The sequence below is a fragment of the Parageobacillus sp. G301 genome (assembly GCF_030268025.1).
GTDB lineage: Bacteria > Bacillota > Bacilli > Bacillales > Anoxybacillaceae > Parageobacillus_B > Parageobacillus_B toebii.
This window is the reverse complement of record NZ_BSDB01000001.1, coordinates 1-19507: the sequence shown is the minus strand read 5'-3', so window position 1 is coordinate 19507 and position 19507 is coordinate 1. Positions and strand designations below refer to the sequence as shown.

At 40.3% G+C, this 19507-nt stretch carries 14 protein-coding genes and 1 tRNA gene; 3 read left to right on the top strand and 12 right to left on the bottom strand.

The annotated features are described in order from the left end of the window. Positions 1-102: 102 nt before the first annotated feature. The 3 genes from QSJ37_RS00075 to QSJ37_RS00065 are packed head-to-tail and all read right to left on the bottom strand — an operon-like array spanning position 103 to position 3756. Entirely contained in the window at positions 103-1563 is a 1461-nt protein-coding gene (locus QSJ37_RS00075; RefSeq protein WP_285752491.1) for a sodium/proline symporter, read from the bottom strand. A 25-nt stretch (positions 1564-1588) separates the two neighbouring features. Further along, positions 1589-2554: an ornithine cyclodeaminase family protein gene (locus QSJ37_RS00070; RefSeq protein ID WP_285752489.1), complete on the bottom strand. Its 966-nt coding sequence runs from the start codon at positions 2552-2554 to the stop codon at positions 1589-1591. A 38-nt stretch (positions 2555-2592) separates the two neighbouring features. Then, positions 2593-3756, bottom strand: a complete 1164-nt coding sequence (locus QSJ37_RS00065; protein WP_285752488.1) for an NAD(P)/FAD-dependent oxidoreductase — start codon at positions 3754-3756, stop codon at positions 2593-2595. 662 nt (positions 3757-4418) lie between these two features. Here QSJ37_RS00065 and QSJ37_RS00060 point away from each other — a divergent pair. Next, the gene (locus QSJ37_RS00060; protein WP_285752486.1) at positions 4419-5660 is read left to right on the top strand and encodes an aminopeptidase; all 1242 of its coding nucleotides are present in this window, start codon (positions 4419-4421) and stop codon (positions 5658-5660) included. Positions 5661-5815: 155 nt separating this feature from the next. Here the strand turns inward: QSJ37_RS00060 and QSJ37_RS00055 are convergent, their stop codons facing one another. From QSJ37_RS00055 to QSJ37_RS00035, 5 genes are all read right to left on the bottom strand, one after another. After that, positions 5816-6397, bottom strand: a complete 582-nt coding sequence (locus QSJ37_RS00055) for a GNAT family N-acetyltransferase (protein ID WP_285752483.1) — start codon at positions 6395-6397, stop codon at positions 5816-5818. Between the two features lie 171 nt (positions 6398-6568). Then, a complete protein-coding gene (locus QSJ37_RS00050) occupies positions 6569-7177 on the bottom strand; it encodes a transglutaminase-like domain-containing protein (protein ID WP_285752481.1) in 609 nt (202 codons plus the stop codon). A 218-nt stretch (positions 7178-7395) separates the two neighbouring features. Next, the gene (locus QSJ37_RS00045) at positions 7396-7821 is read right to left on the bottom strand and encodes a hypothetical protein (protein WP_285752479.1); all 426 of its coding nucleotides are present in this window, start codon (positions 7819-7821) and stop codon (positions 7396-7398) included. A 1387-nt stretch (positions 7822-9208) separates the two neighbouring features. Further along, a complete protein-coding gene (locus QSJ37_RS00040) occupies positions 9209-9538 on the bottom strand; it encodes a hypothetical protein (protein WP_285752477.1) in 330 nt (109 codons plus the stop codon). Between the two features lie 394 nt (positions 9539-9932). Then, entirely contained in the window at positions 9933-12680 is a 2748-nt protein-coding gene (locus tag QSJ37_RS00035; protein WP_285752476.1) for a dynamin family protein, read from the bottom strand. A 421-nt stretch (positions 12681-13101) separates the two neighbouring features. Here QSJ37_RS00035 and QSJ37_RS00030 point away from each other — a divergent pair, with 421 nt between their 5' ends. Beyond that, entirely contained in the window at positions 13102-14589 is a 1488-nt protein-coding gene (locus tag QSJ37_RS00030) for a flavin monoamine oxidase family protein (RefSeq protein ID WP_285752474.1), read from the top strand. Positions 14590-14729: 140 nt separating this feature from the next. Here the strand turns inward: QSJ37_RS00030 and QSJ37_RS00025 are convergent, their stop codons facing one another. Genes QSJ37_RS00025 through QSJ37_RS00015 form a run of 3 tightly spaced genes read right to left on the bottom strand, consistent with a single transcriptional unit; the run spans position 14730 to position 15793 of the window. Beyond that, entirely contained in the window at positions 14730-15068 is a 339-nt protein-coding gene (locus tag QSJ37_RS00025) for a hypothetical protein (RefSeq protein ID WP_285752471.1), read from the bottom strand. Next, positions 15028-15261, bottom strand: coding sequence for a hypothetical protein (locus QSJ37_RS00020; RefSeq protein WP_285752469.1), 234 nt, complete (start codon positions 15259-15261; stop codon positions 15028-15030). Before QSJ37_RS00020 ends, QSJ37_RS00025 begins: the two co-directional genes overlap by 41 nt. After that, the gene (locus QSJ37_RS00015) at positions 15248-15793 is read right to left on the bottom strand and encodes a hypothetical protein (protein WP_285752467.1); all 546 of its coding nucleotides are present in this window, start codon (positions 15791-15793) and stop codon (positions 15248-15250) included. Before QSJ37_RS00015 ends, QSJ37_RS00020 begins: the two co-directional genes overlap by 14 nt. A gap of 344 nt (positions 15794-16137) precedes the next feature. On the opposite strand from QSJ37_RS00015, the gene QSJ37_RS00010 reads away from it, so the two are divergent. Continuing rightward, positions 16138-19161 carry an efflux RND transporter permease subunit gene (locus tag QSJ37_RS00010; protein WP_285752465.1) on the top strand — a complete coding sequence of 1008 codons (3024 nt, stop codon included), beginning with the start codon at positions 16138-16140 and terminating at the stop codon, positions 19159-19161. A gap of 42 nt (positions 19162-19203) precedes the next feature. On the opposite strand, the gene QSJ37_RS00005 is transcribed toward QSJ37_RS00010, so the two are convergent. Then, a tRNA-Arg gene (locus QSJ37_RS00005) sits at positions 19204-19277 on the bottom strand. Positions 19278-19507: the final 230 nt, after the last annotated feature.

Here is a 19507-nt window from a genome sequence, read left to right as displayed (position 1 = left end):
TTTCGTTATAACAAAAATTGCTTTTCTTTGTTGAATGTTTGCATAAAGGAAACACCTCCTCAACGATGAATGGAGATGTTTCCTTTTAACAATTATGAAATATTATATGGTTGTTTCAGTCGGAATTTCTTTCATTTCTTCTTTATCTGGGAAAAGGAGACTAAATAGAACCCCAGCGAGCATGGCAATAAAGAAAGTCGTAAAACGTGAGCTGATGATTGCTTCAAGAGGTGAGGAAATCCAAATAATCGTGCTGGCAAATCCGGCAATGATCGTCGCAATCACACCAATACCGGAATATCGTTTCCAAATGAACGTCAAAATGATCGCCGGCGACAGCGTACATCCGACTCCCGCCCACGCCCAGCTGACGACAAGATAGACTAGCGATTCAGAGGTTAACGCAATGATTAGCCCTGCTATCCCCATGATAATGACAACAGTTCTTGAAATTTTCACTAATTGTTTTTCCGTTAATTTCATTCCTAACGCGTTTCGAATGATATCTTCACTAATGGAGCTAGTGACAACGAGGAGCTGGGAGTCTGCCGTGGAAATAATGGCAGCGAGAATTCCAGATAGCAGTATTCCGGCAATCCACGGCGGCAAAAGGTCTAATGTCATATACGGCAAAACCGTTTCTACATCGGCAAAGTGATGTCCTTGATACAACGTAATGGCGGTAATTCCGATTAAAAACGCGCCACTATAAGCTAAAAGCGTCCATACAATCGCCATGATGCTGGCGGTTTTTGCCTCTTTGTCATTTTTCAGCGCCATAAAACGCACGCTTAATTGCGGCTGGCCGCCAAGAAAGCCAAAAAACCAAGCAAAGTTGTTAAACAGCAGTAATCCTAAGGCAAATCCAGTCACTCCGCCAGTCCACGAATCAATTCCTGGCTCAGCGGCTTGCAGCGCCTGGCTGATGGATAAATCTCCGCTATAAATATGAAACAAAGCGACAATCGGAAGCACTACTAGCGTCGCAAGCATAATTAAGCTTTGAACCATATCTGTCCATACAACACTTATAAATCCTCCTACATACGATAAAATAACCACAATGATGGTGCTGACAATCATTCCCATCACAGGATCAATACGAAAAACAGTGAAAAGGGTTTTTCCCGCCCCTGCAATTTGTGCGCCAAAATAAAACATCATAAAGCTAAGAATAAGAATTGTAGAAATCCATAAAATTATTTTTCCGTGCGCTCCAAACCGCTTAGCTAAATAACCCGGCAATGTCAGCACTTTATATTCATTTGTTTCTTTCATAAACTTCTTCGCTAAAAACAGCCATGAAAAGATAATTCCTAGCGAAATCCCGATTGCTACCCATATTCCCGATAGACCGGTCGCAAATACAAATCCCGTATATCCTAGCAACAGCCAAGCAGACTCGCCGGTAGCTCTTTCCGAAAATGCTAAAGCCCATCCTGGCAGCTTTTTCCCGCCTAAAAGAAAATCGGAATGGTTAATATCTTTTTTACTATACAAATAACCAATGACTAACATAAATAAGCAATATAGAATAAATTCGGCCATAATGATCGTATGCAATGGGGCCCACTCCTTTTTGGCTAGTTTACAAATGGACGTACGCACCCGTCTGTTTTGCCATCGCTCTTTCATACATCATTTCCGCAACAACAAGGTCAAACAGCGCCATGCCAGTAGACTTGAAGATAGTCGGACAATCCGATCGAAAAGTATAGTTCACCTTGTTCGTGACGACTTTAGAAAAAGCAATCATTTGCAATTCCGTTAACCAACCCCTTTCCATTGGATAGCGGATATCTCCGCTTTCCTCTAAGGCATCGAGCGTATCGACAAATATGCATGCCGCATTTTTATATAACGCATCAGGAAATTCTCTCATATGAGGTTGGTATGATCCTATTCCAACAATTAATTTGCCATTCCATATATTTGTCTCATTTGGCAGCACAGGCGTTGATGATGTGGTAGCGGTGATGATGATGTCGGATTCCTGAACTAAATCAAGTGGTTGAGCGGCAACATGGATCTCTACTTCCGGTGGAAGGAAATTTTTCAGTGCAGCAATAAAAGCGGAATACTTAGATGATGTTCGATTATACAAGTAAATGCGGTCAATGTTGCGAATCGTGCAAACAGCTAGCAATTGATATAGCCCTTGATATCCTGTACCGATTAGCCCGACGGTTTTTACATCGGCTGGAGATAAATAATCTACCGCTAGCCCTCCGATTGCTCCCGTGCGCAGGCCGGTTAAAACGGTACCGTTGAGCAACGCTTTTGCGCTTCCGGTTTGACGGTCTATTAATATAACCATTCCTTGCGTTACAGGATGCTGTTGATTCCTCGGGAAAACGCTTACAATTTTCAGACTGAACGATTGATGGGCAATTGAAGGCATTAACAAAAATGTATTTTCATTGTCTTGGAGCTGAGTTCTTAGCGGCATTTCGTACTGTTTATTCTCATAGAGGCGGTATGCCCGCACCATCGCTTCCATGACATCTTTCATCGAAACGGTTTCGAGCATTGCTTTTTTATCAAGCACTAACATTGCGTATCCTCCGTTTCTCTGCTTATGGTAACTTGCTCTTACACAACGGCATCTTCCAACACTAAGTCGTTTTCCGCGAATCGTTCGAAACGCAAAGGTGTGAGGTCGATCGTTTTGTATTTTCCGTAATAAATTAATTCTGCCAATCCTATACCGACTCCCGGCGCCTGTTGCATGCCATGCCCGCTAAATCCGAGCGCCATATAATATCCATGAAGTGACGGATGTTTTCCGATAATGGCGTTATGGTCTGCCGTATTAAAGCTATACAGTCCTGCCCACGCCGCTGTTACTTTCACCGCTTCAAAGTTTGGAATGCGATGCGCCAAAATCGGCCACATTTGTTCATAAAACAAGGAACGTGTCACGGTGAAATCAATTCCCGGCTTTGTATCTTCGGAAAAGCCCGACAAAATTTTACTTCCTTCATGGCGAAAATACACGCCGGTTGGATCAATCGTCAGCGGCAATTCCTTTTTTAACGGTGTTGCTATATCAAATTGGAAAATTTGCCGTTTTAACGGATGAACCGGCAACGGAATACCGATTTTTTCGCTAAGATATACTCCCCATGCCCCAGCGCAGTTGATCACGATCGAAGCGTGATACACGGTACCGTCTACGAGCCGAACTCCGCTCACTTTGCTTTCATCAGTGGTGATCGTTTCTACTTCTTTATAAATATATTCGACTCCTAATCGCTGCGCATTTTTCTTATACCCTTGCATCACCGAATAAGGATCTAAATAGCCATCTTCATGGCAATAAAGCCCGCCCGCTAAATCATTAATATTTAGTTCGGGAATGATGTCCAATAACTCTTGGGATGATAATACTTGTGATGGAACACCGTATTGTTTTTGCAGCGAGCATTGTTTTTTTAACGATGGAAGCATTTCTTTCGTAGCTAAAAAGAGATAGCCGTTTTGACGAAAATGAATCTCCGCCGGTTCGCCATCGATCGCCATCGTTTCAGGAAATTGCTTATATATTTGCAGGCTATATCGACTTAATTGAATGTTAATCGGCGTTGTGTACAACTGTCGAATTCCTCCCGCACTTCTTGGCGTAGAGGAGAATTCGTACAAAGGGTCTTTTTCAAAAACAACGATTCTGCCATCAAAGCCAATTTTCCTAAGATGAAAAGCTACACTCGATCCCATTACTCCTCCACCGACAATGATAATATCCGCTGTTTTCATCCAAATTCTCCTCCCTCCATAGACATACAGCCCTGTCTGCCTATCATTGCTTCCACTCATTCGTTGCACGCCCTTCAACAATAAAAATAACTCGCGACGATGCTCCTCCTTTCGTAAACGAAACTCATCACGGCAAAACAAAAAGCCAGTATAAACCATCACACACAATGACGATACTGGCTGATGTCTACTGAACGCATCATCGGTAAAGACGATGCAAATAGACTACACAGTATTTCGATTTCCTTTTCTCCAACGAGACATGGTTATTATTCAAATTATTCCGCATCTACAATCATTATGCGTCTTTCATAAACAAAATAAGAGCTTGGCATATTAGAAACGACTATAAGGATGCTAATTGATTCGTTATTTCGGCCAACCGTAACCGTTTTAGAGAATGATGGATAGAAAGCAAAATAATATTCGCGTTGAAATCCATTGAATGAACCTCTTCTACCTACATTCCATCTTGAGGTGATAAACTTCTTGAGAAAAACGTTAAACTAACATCAATGGCTGTATCTTCGTCTTATACTTTCTGACCAATTGTTTCTCGCCTTTTTAACAATACCAATTCATCCAAATATTTGAATGTTCCGAGTTCTTCATATATAATAAAATTCTACATAAATAATTATGAAAAGCGAGGAGTGAAAAACGTGAGCAATTGGGAGCAAAATTTAGAAAAATATGCCGCGCTTGCTGTTCAAGTCGGCGTCAACGTCCAAAAAGGTCAAACGCTTTTTGTGAACGCCCCGCTTGAAGCCGCGCCGCTCGTGCGGAAAATCGCAAAAAAAGCATATGAAGTCGGCGCCAAACACGTCTATGTCGAATGGAATGACGAAGATCTTACATACATTAAATTCAAATATGCTCCCGACGAAGCGTTTTTGGAATATCCAATGTGGCGTGCGAAAGGAATGGAACAGCTTGCGGAAGAAGGAGCGGCATTTTTATCCATTTATTCGCCAAACCCGGATTTATTGAAAGACATTGATCCGAAACGAATCGCAACGGCAAATAAAACCGCATCTCAAGCATTACGCAATTATCGCAGTGCCTTAATGGCGGATAAAAACTGTTGGTCATTGATCTCCGTTCCTACGCCGGCATGGGCGAAAAAAATATTTCCAGACCTCAGTGAAGAAGAAGCGATCGACAAGCTATGGGAAGCGATATTCCGCATTACCCGCGTCGACCAGGACGACCCTATCCAAGCGTGGCAGCAACATAACGACCGACTCGCCAAAATCGTTGATTACTTAAACAATAAACAATATAAACAACTCATCTATGAAGCGCCTGGAACAAACTTAACGATCGAACTTGTAGAAAACCATGTATGGCATGGCGGTGCGGCCGTCAGCGAGAAAGGCGTTCGCTTTAACCCGAACATCCCGACGGAAGAAGTGTTTACGATGCCGCATAAAGACGGGGTCAATGGCAAGGTACGCAATACCAAACCGCTCAATTATAACGGCAACCTTATAGATGGATTTACCCTTACGTTTAAAGATGGAAAAGTCGTTGACTTCACTGCTGAAAAAGGATATGAAATATTAAAGCATTTATTGGATACGGACGAAGGAGCGCGCCGGTTAGGAGAAGTGGCACTCGTTCCACATCAATCACCGATTTCCACATCGAATTTAATTTTCTATAACACGTTGTTCGATGAAAACGCTGCATGTCACCTAGCGCTTGGAAAGGCCTATCCAACGAACATTCAAAACGGCACCGCTATGTCCAAAGAAGAGCTCGACAAACATGGGGTCAACGATAGCCTCATCCATGAAGATTTTATGGTTGGCTCTGCCGAACTAAACATCGATGGCGTTACGAAAGACGGCAAACGCGAACCAATTTTCCGCAACGGAAATTGGGCGTTTGAATGGAAATAATGGAAGTGATGCGTTTACCACATGTTGATCATAAAACTGAAAATTTGCGCTTCAAATAAGTTATCTAACTTACTAGCCACGTCTTTCTGCATACTTGGGAGGACGTGGCTATATTGATTTAACATGCTGTGTATAGAAGAATGTCCTAATCGTTCTTAGTTGAATAAAGGATTATTCTTTTTAAACTCATCCCATTCCTCACGAAGAATACCCATCCGAATGGAATCATAGTATTCGCCATTATAGTAGCGGCATTTTCTCATTCTACCTTCTAATCGCATTCCCAATTTTTCCGCGCATCTGATCATGCGTGGATTTCCAGACCAAGTCGTAAGCCCCACTCTCTCGATGGTTAAATTTTCAAAGAGATAGTCAATCCATAAAGATAATGCTTCCGTTCCAAATCCATCATTCCAATGTTCGGGAGAATATATGACGATTCCCATTTCAAGCCATCGTGTACGTTCATCCTCCCAGTAATAGCTAACCATACCTATAATTTGACTTTGATATTCTATAATCATTTGACTTGGTACATCCGTAACATTCATTCTTTCTTCCATTCTCTTAGAAAATTTTTCAAAAGTACAAAATTCAAGTGGATAATAAGGAGCATCGTACTTTTTCCATTCTGGATTCTCCACACCGTATATCAGGTTATACAGAATTGGCAGATCATCGTGTGTTGGTGTCCGCAGAGATATTCTTTTTCCTGTCAGCAACAACTTTTGCAACATATATCCACCCCCTATCTTACAGAGTTCAACAATCCATGCTATTATCCCTTTCCTAAAAAGAACAAAAACACCCCGTACACCTAAGTAATCAGAAAGACATGGCAAAGGTGACGAATAACTTCCATCACCCTAGACTGCCTTGTTTAACTATCACATCAGTCAACTTAACAATTATAAATATTCTGGCAAATGATTTTTATACATTTCTAATGCATCTGTATGTTTTTCTAAAACAGCAATTGTTTTGGGATGTGGCTTCGCATAAATTATTGGGTAATCTCTTTCATCAAATTCTTTTTGGGGAGTAAAAGCTAACTTTTCTTCGTCAATTGAAAATTGGGCATCAATTCCCTTTTTGTTTCCACGAGCATCTAAACGAATCCACCGATTTAATGATTTAAGAAAAACGCCATTAAGTGCATGAAGGGAATAACCTTTGTCAGGTGTATCGAATAGCATTAGCCGTTGATAACAAAAACCTGTCGGTATTCCTTGAGACCTTAACAAAGCCGCTAATAGGTTAGCTTTGGCATAACAAATTCCTTCTTTATAGTAAAGAACCTCAGAAGCTTTACATGTAACTCTTGTGCTTTGTATATCCCAAGAGTGAGAAATCTCATCTCTTACAAATTCAAATGCTATTTTAGCCTTTTCCATTTCTGACTGCCCTTCATGAAACAATTCATTAATTTTTTTCTGAATTAAAGGATGAGAAAAATTGACAACATCCAATTCCTTCAGATAATCCATCAAATCAGTGGACTCAGGAATTAGTTCCATTTTAGTTCCCCCTTATCAAATACATTTTTCATGATTATAAGAATATTTAAATAAAAATACAATAATGGTTTACTTAGGTAACTTCAGCTATACCGCTCGTTAGTTCAACAAGAAAAGCGATACTCCTTTTGAAGCATCGCACCCACAGCCACCCATGAAGCGAGCTTCACCACAGATGATGGAAGTTAATTCGTTTATTCAGGGAGTAAAACAAAAAACTAAATCACTTCTTGATATATGTTTAGTTGTAATGGTATCGATTTTAAAGGTATTTGGAATTCCTTTAAATTTTCTACATGTGCAAAAAAATTCTCCATGTCGCCATCAGTATCAAAATACCATTCTGATGTTTCCAATTTTTTTAGCTCATCGGTTGTCTTAAATACAAATTCACAATGAAGTTGTTCTGTACGAGAATACTCCTCATCTTCATAGACAGTAAATTGCCTAACGAAATCGAAATAGAATAGTTCCTCTCCTGTAAAATCATATATTCCACATTGAAAAAGCAGAGCAAATTCATCTTCACCTTCTACTGGCTCTCTGCAAAAAGACTTAAATATTTCCCAAACTTCCACTACATTATTAGTCTTGTCACCAATTTTATGCTTGAGATAACTTTCCGCATCACTTACTTTTATCATTACTTTCACTCCCCTTATACCAATACTTGATAATTATTCTGCTCCGTTATTTGAATAAGAAAAAGGCTGTCGCAACAGTCTTACTTTCTTAAACTTAAGCGCCCGTTAGTTGAAATATGCTGACAAGGAATTTAACAAACAAAATCCCAAAAAGTAAAGACCAAAGAAAACCGAACACAAAGATTAGAACTCTTTTAATAAGGGTCGGAGAAAATGTAAAGGCAAGCCCTACAATTGACTCTATAAGATTGTCAGCAAGAAAAAATCCCATTTCATCAATATCCTTCTTTTTACCAAACAGCGAAAACCAAATTAGAAATAACCCGACTAACAGAAAAATTAGGGTAAAGAATGTAAACTGTATATTTTCCATCTGATAATTACCCCTTTGTTAAAACCTTTTATTATTGTTTAGACATTTTCTAATAAACATTCAAACGGAAATACATCTCTATCTATTGAAGAAAAATACTGCAATGTGTATATTCCTTATTAAACTAATTTGTCCTCGTTAGTTTAACAAATACCCTCTTTTCCTGTGTACTGCTCAAATTTTTCCTTTTTCCCCTCCTGTTTTTATCTGCTTAAATCATATACATTCGCCGAAATAAAAAAGACCACTAAAAAAGTGGTCATCTTTAACGTAAGAGATACCCCTTAGCCAACCATGAAGCAGACTTCACCACAGATGATGGAAGAAATTTTATTTTTCCATGGATCAACGGATCAACAACATTCTTTAACAGGCACCCGTGTCGATGGATGAAATAACAGTAAAAGCTATCCACAGTTATTTCAAAGTAGAGGTGTGAGAGTGGAAGTGATAAAAACAAAAAATTCTGCGGATAGCAGGGCATTTCATTACGAGTCCTCTCTTACGATGTATAATCTATTGTTATCTAAGTCTAATATAGCAACCACAAAATTAACTGAGCCTCTGTCCAGCAGACATTATGGGAAAAGTAAAGTACGAACTAAAATGGGATGTTATAGTGACTTTAACCAATAGGAATCCAATTATTGTATAAAAGAGACTGATTACTACCAAACGAACACTTTTGGAAGAGTTTATGCTTTTTTAATATCCATCAATGACTACTCCTTCATTTATTTCACTAACTCAAAAATTTTCCCACAAGTTAAACTATTATAACAATATACAAATATTGTAAAATGATCGCCGCCTGTTACAAAAACAAAAACCCTGCTTCCACATGGAAAGCAGGTACTAACCAAACATTTTAGACCTAATATTGCCCCTAGTAGTAGATTTACAATTCCAAATAACTGTCAAGGCCATTTTATCATCGGCTTTAACATTTATTCCTATACATAGAGAAAGCCAGCATTATTTTCTGACTTAAAATTTAATTCCATTCCTTTGGTACTACGATAGTTTAACGTTGGAAGCTGTCATGCCCAGGATAATACCCGCCGTGACCATGATGATAGTCATGACCAGGATAATACCCACCATGACCGTGGTGATAGCCATGCCCAGGATAATACCCACCATGACCATGGTGATAGCCATGACCAGGATAATATCCGCCATGACCATGATGATAGCCATGACCAGGATAATACCCACCGTGGCCATGATGATAGCCATGGCCAGGATAATACCCACCATGACCATGATGATAGCCATGGCCAGGATAATACCCACCGTGGCCATGATGATAACCGTGACCAGGATAACTATCGTAACTTCCAATGAATTGTCTTTCCATTTTATATCTCCCCTTAACTGTTTTTAAAATAGTGTATGCGTCCATATTCAAAGAGGTATAGATTCTTGCCCATTATGATGCTTGCGAATTGTTGTTTTGATTATGGTTAATATCCTAATGTGTCAAAAAAATAGCCCCTTTTTCACCTGACTTGCCCTGTTAGTTGAACAACTTTACTCCTTTTTGAATTAAAGCACCGTTATCCAACCATGAAGCAAGCTTCACCACAGATGATGGAAGTTTATTCGTTCTTCCATGGGAGTTGAGGAAGATGGTGATTTTATTCAGAAGTCGGACTTCTATCTTCACCCATAATTTTGATGTTTGTATTTCAATGAAAAAATCGGCCCCATGGACCGATTTTTTCGTTAAATCTCGCTATACTTGAAGAACTCTTTTTGCGGAAATGGCAATCCACTCGTATTGGCGGAGCTTCACTTCGAACAATGTTAGCGGATCGCGGTACGTTTCCGGATTCGATCTCATTTTCTCCAGCTCTTCTTCTTTTTCATTGATTTCTTTTTTCGTTTCTTCTACAGTTTGATTCAATACGTCAAACGGATTTCGGAAGAAGATTGAAATATCTCGTTCCAATGCTTTCTCAAACAATTCGAATTGCAGAAGCAGCTTGTTCACAATAGATTCGGTAACGTCTAAATAATCCTGATTTTCAACAAACTGCTTGTATTTGTTATATAACATCGCATTGTTTTGCTGGAAAGCTCCAAACAGCTTGCCGGCACTTTTCAATAAAATTTGATACGGTGTGCGGCGGAGAACAATATTCACCTTCTCCATTTGCACGCCGCTCGTCATCCGGTCTGCATCCCGTCGCCAGTCATCAAGCACTTTAAAGTCGCAATTCAGCTTAAGCCGCTCTTCCCCATACATCGCATTAAACCCATCGCATATTTCATCCAGGAAAGATTGACAGTGATGAAGTTCATCATTTGCTGTTAAAATCCATTCCTGTAGAGAATGATAAAGCTTAGGCAGGACCTTATCATTTACATAAGCATGTACTCTCCGGTTCATCTCATCATTTAGTTCAAGGTGAATTTTACGGAAATCACTGTCTTCTCTAATCAGATTAGAACTTTCTCGTAAAATTTTCGGAATATTTTCCGATAGATCCGATCTGATTTCCTCTAAGACTTTACGGAACGTTCTCTTGATAATTCGCGCTTTTTCTTCTTTCAAATCCGTTAATTGATGGATTGCACCGTTTAACTTTGTAACCATCTCTTCATTCCATTTAATCGAATCAGCCAGGCTATTTTCCATTTCTGCCCGTTTATCCAATAAATGATTGATTAATTGACGAATAAAGATTAATATTTTTTCAATTCGATCGTCTTCCGCAATTGGTCTGCTCAAGTTTTTCAAGAACTCGGCCAGATCATTTTGTTGTTTTCTGCTTCTTAAACGTGATGAATAGGCAAACACCCGAGCCTGCGGAATATATGCCCGAACTCTCGAACGAGTGTCTTCAATAATTTCAGAAGCCTCTTGTTCATCATAAATTTCATCGATTTTATTGAGCAGAAAATGAATTGAAAGATTAGGGGCATATTCCCGAATCAGCATTAGGATCTCTTGTTCTTGTTCGGTAAAAGGATCGTTCGCATCAAGCACAAATAATAAACTGTCGGCAAAATGCAGATATTTTAGCGCTTCTTCCACATCATTACGGTCGCTAAATCCCGGCGTATCCATAAGAACTAGCCTGTTTTCTTGCAAAATTGGCGATGGAAGAGAAAACTCCACAATCGCATTGTCAAAATCCTTATTCAGCCGTCTATCTACTGCCTCCTGGAATTCATGGAAACTTGAAAATGTGGTTAATTCTTCATCGGATATTTTTCTAATCTCCGTTTCATCATTCCCCTTAAATACAATAGCGGAAGATGTCGGAGCAGTTTGGATATTTTCTCCGAGGACCGAATTGATAAAAGCAGACTTCCCATTTCCGGAAGTTCCAGCTACAACTAAATGATGTGTTTCAAAATCAACCAGTTCTCGGATAATCCATCTGAAACGGTGACCTGGATCAACATGCTGAGCTTCCGCCCATTTTACGATGGAATCGAATAATGTAAGGCTGTATTCCAAACCATCTGTCTCATTGCGGGAATGGAAAATTAGATTTTCGGCAGCATTGACCACCTCTGGACTAATGCTGGATGGAAACTTCTCGCTCCATGCCAGTACCGCTGCAGAAGCAAATAAAGCATGAGAATCATCGGCTATTTTGAGCCAGTTCGTTAAGATGCTCGGAATAATCTCATCCAGTTCTTTAATTAAATACTTTCCATCGATCAATTCAAAATAAGTTTCCTGATAAAGCGCTGACAGCTCTTTCCAATACTGTTCCCGGCTTGCATCGAGATTTAAGAAAAGATGGTTAAATTCCTTCAGCCATGAAAAATAGGAACGCTCGTTTTTATAGCTATTCCATAATGCCTGAACGATCTGCTCAAATCTTGTCTGATCCACCCTGTATAGCACGGCTAAGCATTTGGAAAAATAATGCGGTTCAAAGATTTTTGTTAGTCCTTGCTCTGCGTATGTTTTTAAAATATCAAACCAATGATCTGACTCTGTTCGGACCGCTTCATTTACTGCCAGTTCAATTGCGCTCTTCCAATCCTTATGTTTTTCAAAAAAGGCGCGAGCAATGTCAGTCACATTCGGGTAGTCCGGATTAAAGGATACCGCTTTTTTAATCACTTGGTCAGCTTTTTCAAGCTTGCCTTGGTCTATATAAAGCGAAAATAATTGCAGTGCAACTTCGGATTGCAAGACACTGCTTTCCGTATTAATGGATTTATAAATCTCTTCAGCTGTTGATAATTGCCCGATTTCATGGTAACAATCCGCTATATTTTTCTTCGCCCACGGTTCTAAATCATTATGAACGTTTTCCCATTTGAAAATAGCTGCTTCATAATCTTTGTGATGAAAATATACTTCTCCCTGGGCGAAACGGATGGTGGAGATGTCAGTTGTCTGATCTTTATGCCCGGCAAGAAAAGCTTCTCCGAGCACACGGACAGGATTTTTTTCATCTGCTTCCATCAATGTTTCATAAAATGTTTTTTTGATCAGTTGATTCTCTAACGTCATGTTTACCCCCCGACCTATATATTTTACATACCGTATTATATAGTTATTAAAACTTTCCTGTTTCTATCCTTAGATATTCTAGCAAACTTACTTTTTCAATAAAGTTTCAAATTGTTTTCATTTATAATACAGATTTTTATCATGGTGTAAAATTTCAGCTAAATTATGTTATTAATTGGATTTAAATGTAAAAAGGCTGCCCGCCCCCCCTGAGAATACTGACAGCTGTTTTTCCATCATCAATTCTATTTTAGTAGCATCAGTATGTCCGATTTTTATAGATTTCTTGCACCAGAACCGAAAGAAGCAGCATGTATGCTACTCCTTTTTTGCATAACTGTACTCTCTGGCTGAATAAGATGGCAGTAAAACATCTTTTTGTCAACTCGCGGGCTGATGAGCATTGCGGAGGAGGAAAAGCATGTCAAGTTACATATATCCTGAGTTATCAACTGATCAAATGATTTCAATCATCAGAAACGGGCTTCCAAAAACCAAAATTCCTAAGAAGATTGTCATTGTTGGCACAGGCATGGCAGGACTAGTCGCGGCCTCTTTGCTTAAGCAAGCTGGACACCATGTGACAATTCTTGAAGCTTCTGAAAGAGTAGGAGGACGGATTTATACGTTGCGGGCCGATTTTATGGATGGACAGTATCTTGAAGCAGGTGCGATGCGTATTCCTCATATTCATTTTTTGACTTTGGAATATATAAAAAAATTCCGCCTTCCAGTTAATCGGTTTATCAATGAGACTCCTAACGACATTATTTATGTTAGAGGAATCAAAACTCGTTTAAAGATATATGAAAGAAATCCTGACATTTTAGGCTTTCCGGTAGCCCCGCATGAAAGAGGCAAAACCGCTGCGCAGCTGCTTCAATACGCAATTAAACCTGTAACAGATTTTATTAATCAAAATCCGCGAAAGAATTGGCCGTCGGTTGTAAAAGAATTCGATAAATATTCGATGGACGCTTATTTGAGATACAACCCATTTGGATTCAGATTATCTTCGGGCGCCATCGATATGATCAAAGTAATTCTTACGCTGGAAGGATTTCCGGAGCTTTCTTTCTTAGAACTGTTGCGTGAACTAACGATCTTGTTTACCCCTAATATTCGTTTCTATGAAATTGCAGGCGGTAACGACCAGCTTCCTAAAGCATTTATGTCGCAGTTAAAAGATAATATCATGTTTGGACAAAAGGTAAGGAAAATTGTCCAGCACAACAACCAAGTAACCATTCACTCTGTCCATACAAAAATCTTGGAGCCATTTCAAATCACCGGTGATCTTGCGATTGTGACCATTCCTTTTTCAGTCTTACAATTTGTGGAGGTTGAACCGCGTGGCTCTTTTTCTTATAACAAATGGAAGGCGATTCGGGAACTTCACTATGTGGGCTCTACGAAAACCGGCATCCAGTTTAAAAGCAGGTTCTGGGAAAAGGAGGGCTTGTACGGCGGGAAAACCGTTTCTGATCTCCCGAATACGTATACTCAATACCCGAGCTCTAATCTAGGTACATCAGGACCGGGTGTTATTTTGGCTAGTTATACATGGGAGGATGATACTGTACCTTGGGACAGCTTGAGCGATCAAAATCGTTTGGAATATGCATTAAAAAACTTGGCCACTATCCATGGTAAACAGGTATATCGTGAGTTTGAAACAGGAGCAAGCCACAGTTGGGTTCGATATCCGTATTCTGCTGGAGCTTTCACGATGTTTAAACCAGAACAGGCAACAGAACTATCTCCGTATATTTCCACTCCCGAAGGAAGGGTTCATTTTGCAGGGGAACATACCTCTTCTATCCACGGCTGGATCCAAGGTGCAATCGAGTCCGGAATACGTGTTGCGTATGAAGTCAATGACTTGCCAAGAACTTACTTTCAGTCCTAGTTACCAATAAAAAAGAGGAAAATGGTGTAAAAACTCACATTGTCGACTTTATCAACAAACGGAAGAAAGTCTGCCCATCATTTATGGGGCAGGCTTTCTGTTATCGTTTATTTTTCCTTTTTGCTCTGTTGAGCTTTTTGCTACTTCTTTAATTCTTCCTGCAGTTTTTCGACGTTCGGCAGTCCTTGGATATAACCAACAGCACCAGCTTGATTAATTCCATATGTTGCGTCGATGGCTTTTTTCACATCATCGATGTTTACCGCTGTCGGCGCAAAACTATCTAATCCGTCTCCTGGATGCTGGAAATTGCTCATAACGTAGCTAAATCCATTTCTATTATCGACCGCCTGAAGCCCCGTTGCCTCTGCACCAGCCGGAACGGATAAAATGCGGGATAACTGTTTCGTATCGACGTTATACGCCCATACAAAATTGTTAATATGTTGGATAAGGATTTGCTTTTTTCTCGTCTTCAAAATATAGCTTTGCAAAATCTTTTAGATGAGCTGTAGATTCACTGAGCTTATCTGGTGTGTCAAATTCAAATGAACGGGCATCAGGTTCATATTCCTCTGAACCTAAGTGCGTATTCCAAGGCGTTAACGAACCGTTGCACGGCACCCATAAACCGTTTACCGTTGAAAAGTCAATTTTGTCAACAGTTGACACCTTTAACTCTCCTGTTTTCATGTTTTGGTGGAGTTTCGTTAACGTCATGGAAGCTGGCACGCGGCGCCATGCCGGATTTCCCCGCGTTGTCCAGCGAATCATATTCATAATGAGAAACAAGATATAAAGAACCGTCTTTCATTGGACGAAGCAAGCTGTTCGCATCAGGTGCATCAGATACATAATGCACAGGTTTTCCATCTACCGATTTGTCTGTAATTGGGTCACCGTAAAAATTGGTCAGCGTGCCAGCGGAAAATGTTTCGCCATTAGACATTTTAAACGTATCCGTTGTCTTAAAAAGCTGCTTATATGTAAGCGGAAATTCTTTTGTTTTTCCATCCGTATACTTTACAACAACGGAAGCTGTGGTAAACGGTTTGCTCATTTCTTCAGCGGTAGTTGGCACTCTCGAGCCGCTAAATGAGATCGATTCAATCTTTACTTCTTTTGTCGCGGCTTGAGATGGGTGCAATGCCGGCACCATCATCCCAAGAGCTAAAGCAACAGCAATTCCTTTCTTTTTCATCATCGTCATCCTCCTCAATAGAATAGATGTCCTATCTCTATTTAACAAAATAATTGTTAAAACATTTTCATATATTAGTAAATTAACTATTAATTTATGTAAAAATAATTGTCACCAAATCTAGAAAAACCGCTGATGAATCGAGACTGGACCAACTTTAATAAAAACGGAGAAACTCTATATCATACCTATTCCTAAAGAATCCATATGAACTTCTCCCTCCTTCATTCTCTGAAGAGGGGGGGATAGTTATCAAAAAATGTTAAAATTTAATATTTTAAGATCATTTTTCCATCAGAAATATGGTATGATGAGTAATAGTCTATGAAGAAAGGATGATTTTTTTTATGTCTTTTGTCACAAAATGGGCTTTTCGTAACAAAGCAGCTATCGTTTTGATAGCAGCATTCGTACTCATCATGGGAATCGTCAGTTATATGCGGTTGCCGATGGAATTTTTGCCTCCTGCTGATCAGCCGTTCATCTCTATTGTTGTGATGGGGCAAGGGGTAGATTCTAATACGATGGAAGATCAAGTAACTGAGCCAATTGAAAATTCCCTTGTCACCGTAGAAGGAAAGCGAAACATTTTTTCCACTACCGGAGACGGTTTTTCGAAAATTGATGTGTATTTTGAACCAAAAACCGATAAAAAAGAAGCAAAGCAGGCGATTCAAGAGGCACTGGACAACGTAAAGCTTCCGCCTAACGTAACGAAGCCTACCGTCGTCCAATTAAACACCTCCATGATTCCAGTCGCTGACGTAGCCGTTACCTTTGATGACGGGGTTACTCCAAGCAATCTCGAATTCGCCAAAGAAAAACTTGTTCCCTACTTCAAAGACATCAATGGAGTAGCAAGCATCCAGACATACGGAACAGTTGACTCCTATGTTTCCGTAAAATTGGACAATGAGGCGATGGCGAAAAAGCAAGTCGCTCTGCAAAATGTCATGACCGCTCTCCAAGGACAAAATATGGCGTTAGCCGTTGGCGAAAAAACGATTGATGGTAAAACAAGCAATATTAAAGTAATGGGGGATGTGAATGATCTAAAGGATTTAAAGAAGCTGATCATCGCTCCCGACACCGCGCTTGGCGATATTGCGACTATTGAAGTAAAAAAACCGCAGAACACCATTACGCACATTAACGGCGAGGACGGCCTTTTGTTAATCGTAACAAAAGACGGCAAGTCCAACGCCGTCAGTATTGGCAAAAATGTAAGAGAAGCCGCAAAAGAAATTAACAAAAAATACGATAATGTCAAAGCAACTGTTATTTTTGCAACCGCAGACATGATTGAAAATTCCGTCCACAGCATGATGAAAGAAGTGCTAGTTGGCGCGTTGTTCGCTACTATTGTCATTATGCTGTTTCTAAGAAACATTCGCTCGACATTGATTACGATTGTTTCCATTCCGTTATCTTTATGCTTCACGTTATTTTTATTATCTCTATCCGGAATCACATTAAACATTTTAACGCTTGGCGGCGTAGCTGTTGCCGTCGGTCGCCTTGTTGATGACAGCATCGTCGTGATTGAGAATATTTTCCGAAGAATGCAGACAGAAAAAATTTCCCGGGAGTTGGTTATTGAGGCAACGAAAGAAGTCGGGGCTGCAATTACTTCATCGACATTAACAACAGTTGCCGTGTTCCTGCCGATCGGCTTAGTAAACGGAGAACTGCAGGCATTTTTGCTCCCATTCGCGCTTACCGTCACTTATTCTTTGTTAGCTTCACTGATCGTAGCGCTAACCGTCGTTCCGCTAATGAGCGCCGGGCTGCTGAAAAAAGAAAAACTTCCGAAACATAAAAAGGCTTCGTTTTTCCCTAAGCTGTTGACTTGGTCATTAAACCATAAATGGGTCGTTCTCCTTTTGTCCTTTGTTATGTTCGCCGGTTCCATTACAGCTTATTTTGTAATGCCGAAAGGAACGGTCGATAAATCGCAAAACGACTTTATTGATATATCATTAAGTTATCCTAATGACACACCGATTGATAAAATAAAAGAGAGCGCGATCGAATTGGAGCAATTTGTACTCAAACAAAAAGGCGTTAAATATACGTATACACAGCTTGGAAACACACCGGATGCGGTGAAATACGGCGATGTTCGTCCGCCGACAACTGCTTCCATTTTGGTTATCTTGGAAGACGGTACAGATGACAAAAAATTTATTAAGAAAATTGAAACACAAAAACAAAAATACCCTGGCGCAGAGTTAAAAGCGAATCCTTCTTCAATGATGGGAGCAAGTGACACAGAAATTACGATTGACATCATGGGTGACCGGTTAGAAGACATTGAAAAAGCCGCCGCAAAAGTGAAAGAAAAAATTCGGAACATTGATGGCGTTGAATCGGTTGTTACGAACGAAGAAGAGAAAAAGACGGTTTACTCTTTAGTCGTCGATCCTTCCCAAGCAAAGACGGAACAAGTGGCACAGCAATTGGGAGTGATGCTAAACCAAACGCCAATCGGCACGATTAAAGTGGATGAGCAACAAACTCCTGTATTACTAGAGCCTGTTCTTGAACCAAAAACAGCGGAAGATCTAAAAAATATCCCAATTGCCACGCCATCAGGCATCGTTCCTGTCGCAAAACTCGCTTCGCTAGAAAAAGCGGAAAAACCGACAAACATTTTCCATAAAGACGGAGATCAATACATCCGGGTAACGGCAAAGGTCAATCCGAAAAAGCTGTCGGAGATTTCATCAGAAATAAACAAGGCGATTTTCGGTGAAAAGACTGGTGGAGGGATTCAGCTCCCTAAGGACGTAGACGTATACGTAGGCGGGGCAAGCGCGCAACAATCAGAAGATTTCACGGATTTATTTATGACGATGCTCGTCTCTATCGGGGTTGTCTTCTTAATTATGGTGATTACATTTAAAACCGTTCGTGCCCCTATCGCCATCTTATTCTCTTTACCTCTTGCGGCTGTCGGAGCAGTTTTAGGCTTGTTAATCAGCGGCATTTCTGTTGATGTTACGGCGCTGCTTGGCGGCTTAATGTTGATCGGTATTGTCGTCACCAATGCGATTGTGTTGCTAGACCGAGTAAAGCAAAACGAACAGTCGATGACCATTCGCGAGGCAATTGTCGAAGCGGCAACAACAAGAATGAGACCAATTTTTATGACCGCCGTGGCAACCATTTGCGCGATGCTGCCTTTACTGTTCAAGGAAACGGAAACAGGAAGCCTCGTCTCCGCAAGTCTTGCCGTCGTCGTGATCGGGGGACTAAGCGTCGCCACTCTGTTAACACTTGTGGTGATCCCAGTCGTCTACGAACTGCTTTATTTCAAAAAGTCGAAAAGACAACGGATGCAAAAAGAACAACAAATGATGTCATTCTAACAATTACAAAAAAGCCAGCCTTAACGGCTGGCTTTTACATAGCGTCCCAGGAGAGATTCGAACTCCCGACCGACGGCTTAGAAGGCCGCTGCTCTATCCAGCTGAGCTACTGGGACATGGTGTTATTATACTTATATTTTTAGCTGGCTGTCTCTTCCTCTACTAGCTAACTCAAGGAAGCGGGATGCGTCGAGACAACTCGCAGTGGATTCAATGATGTATCGCTCGTTGCTCTATCCAGCTGAGCTACTGGGACATGGTGTTATTATACTTATATTTTTAGCTGGCTGTCTCTTCCTCTACTAGCTAACTCAAGGAAGCGGGATGCGTCGAGACAACTCGCAGT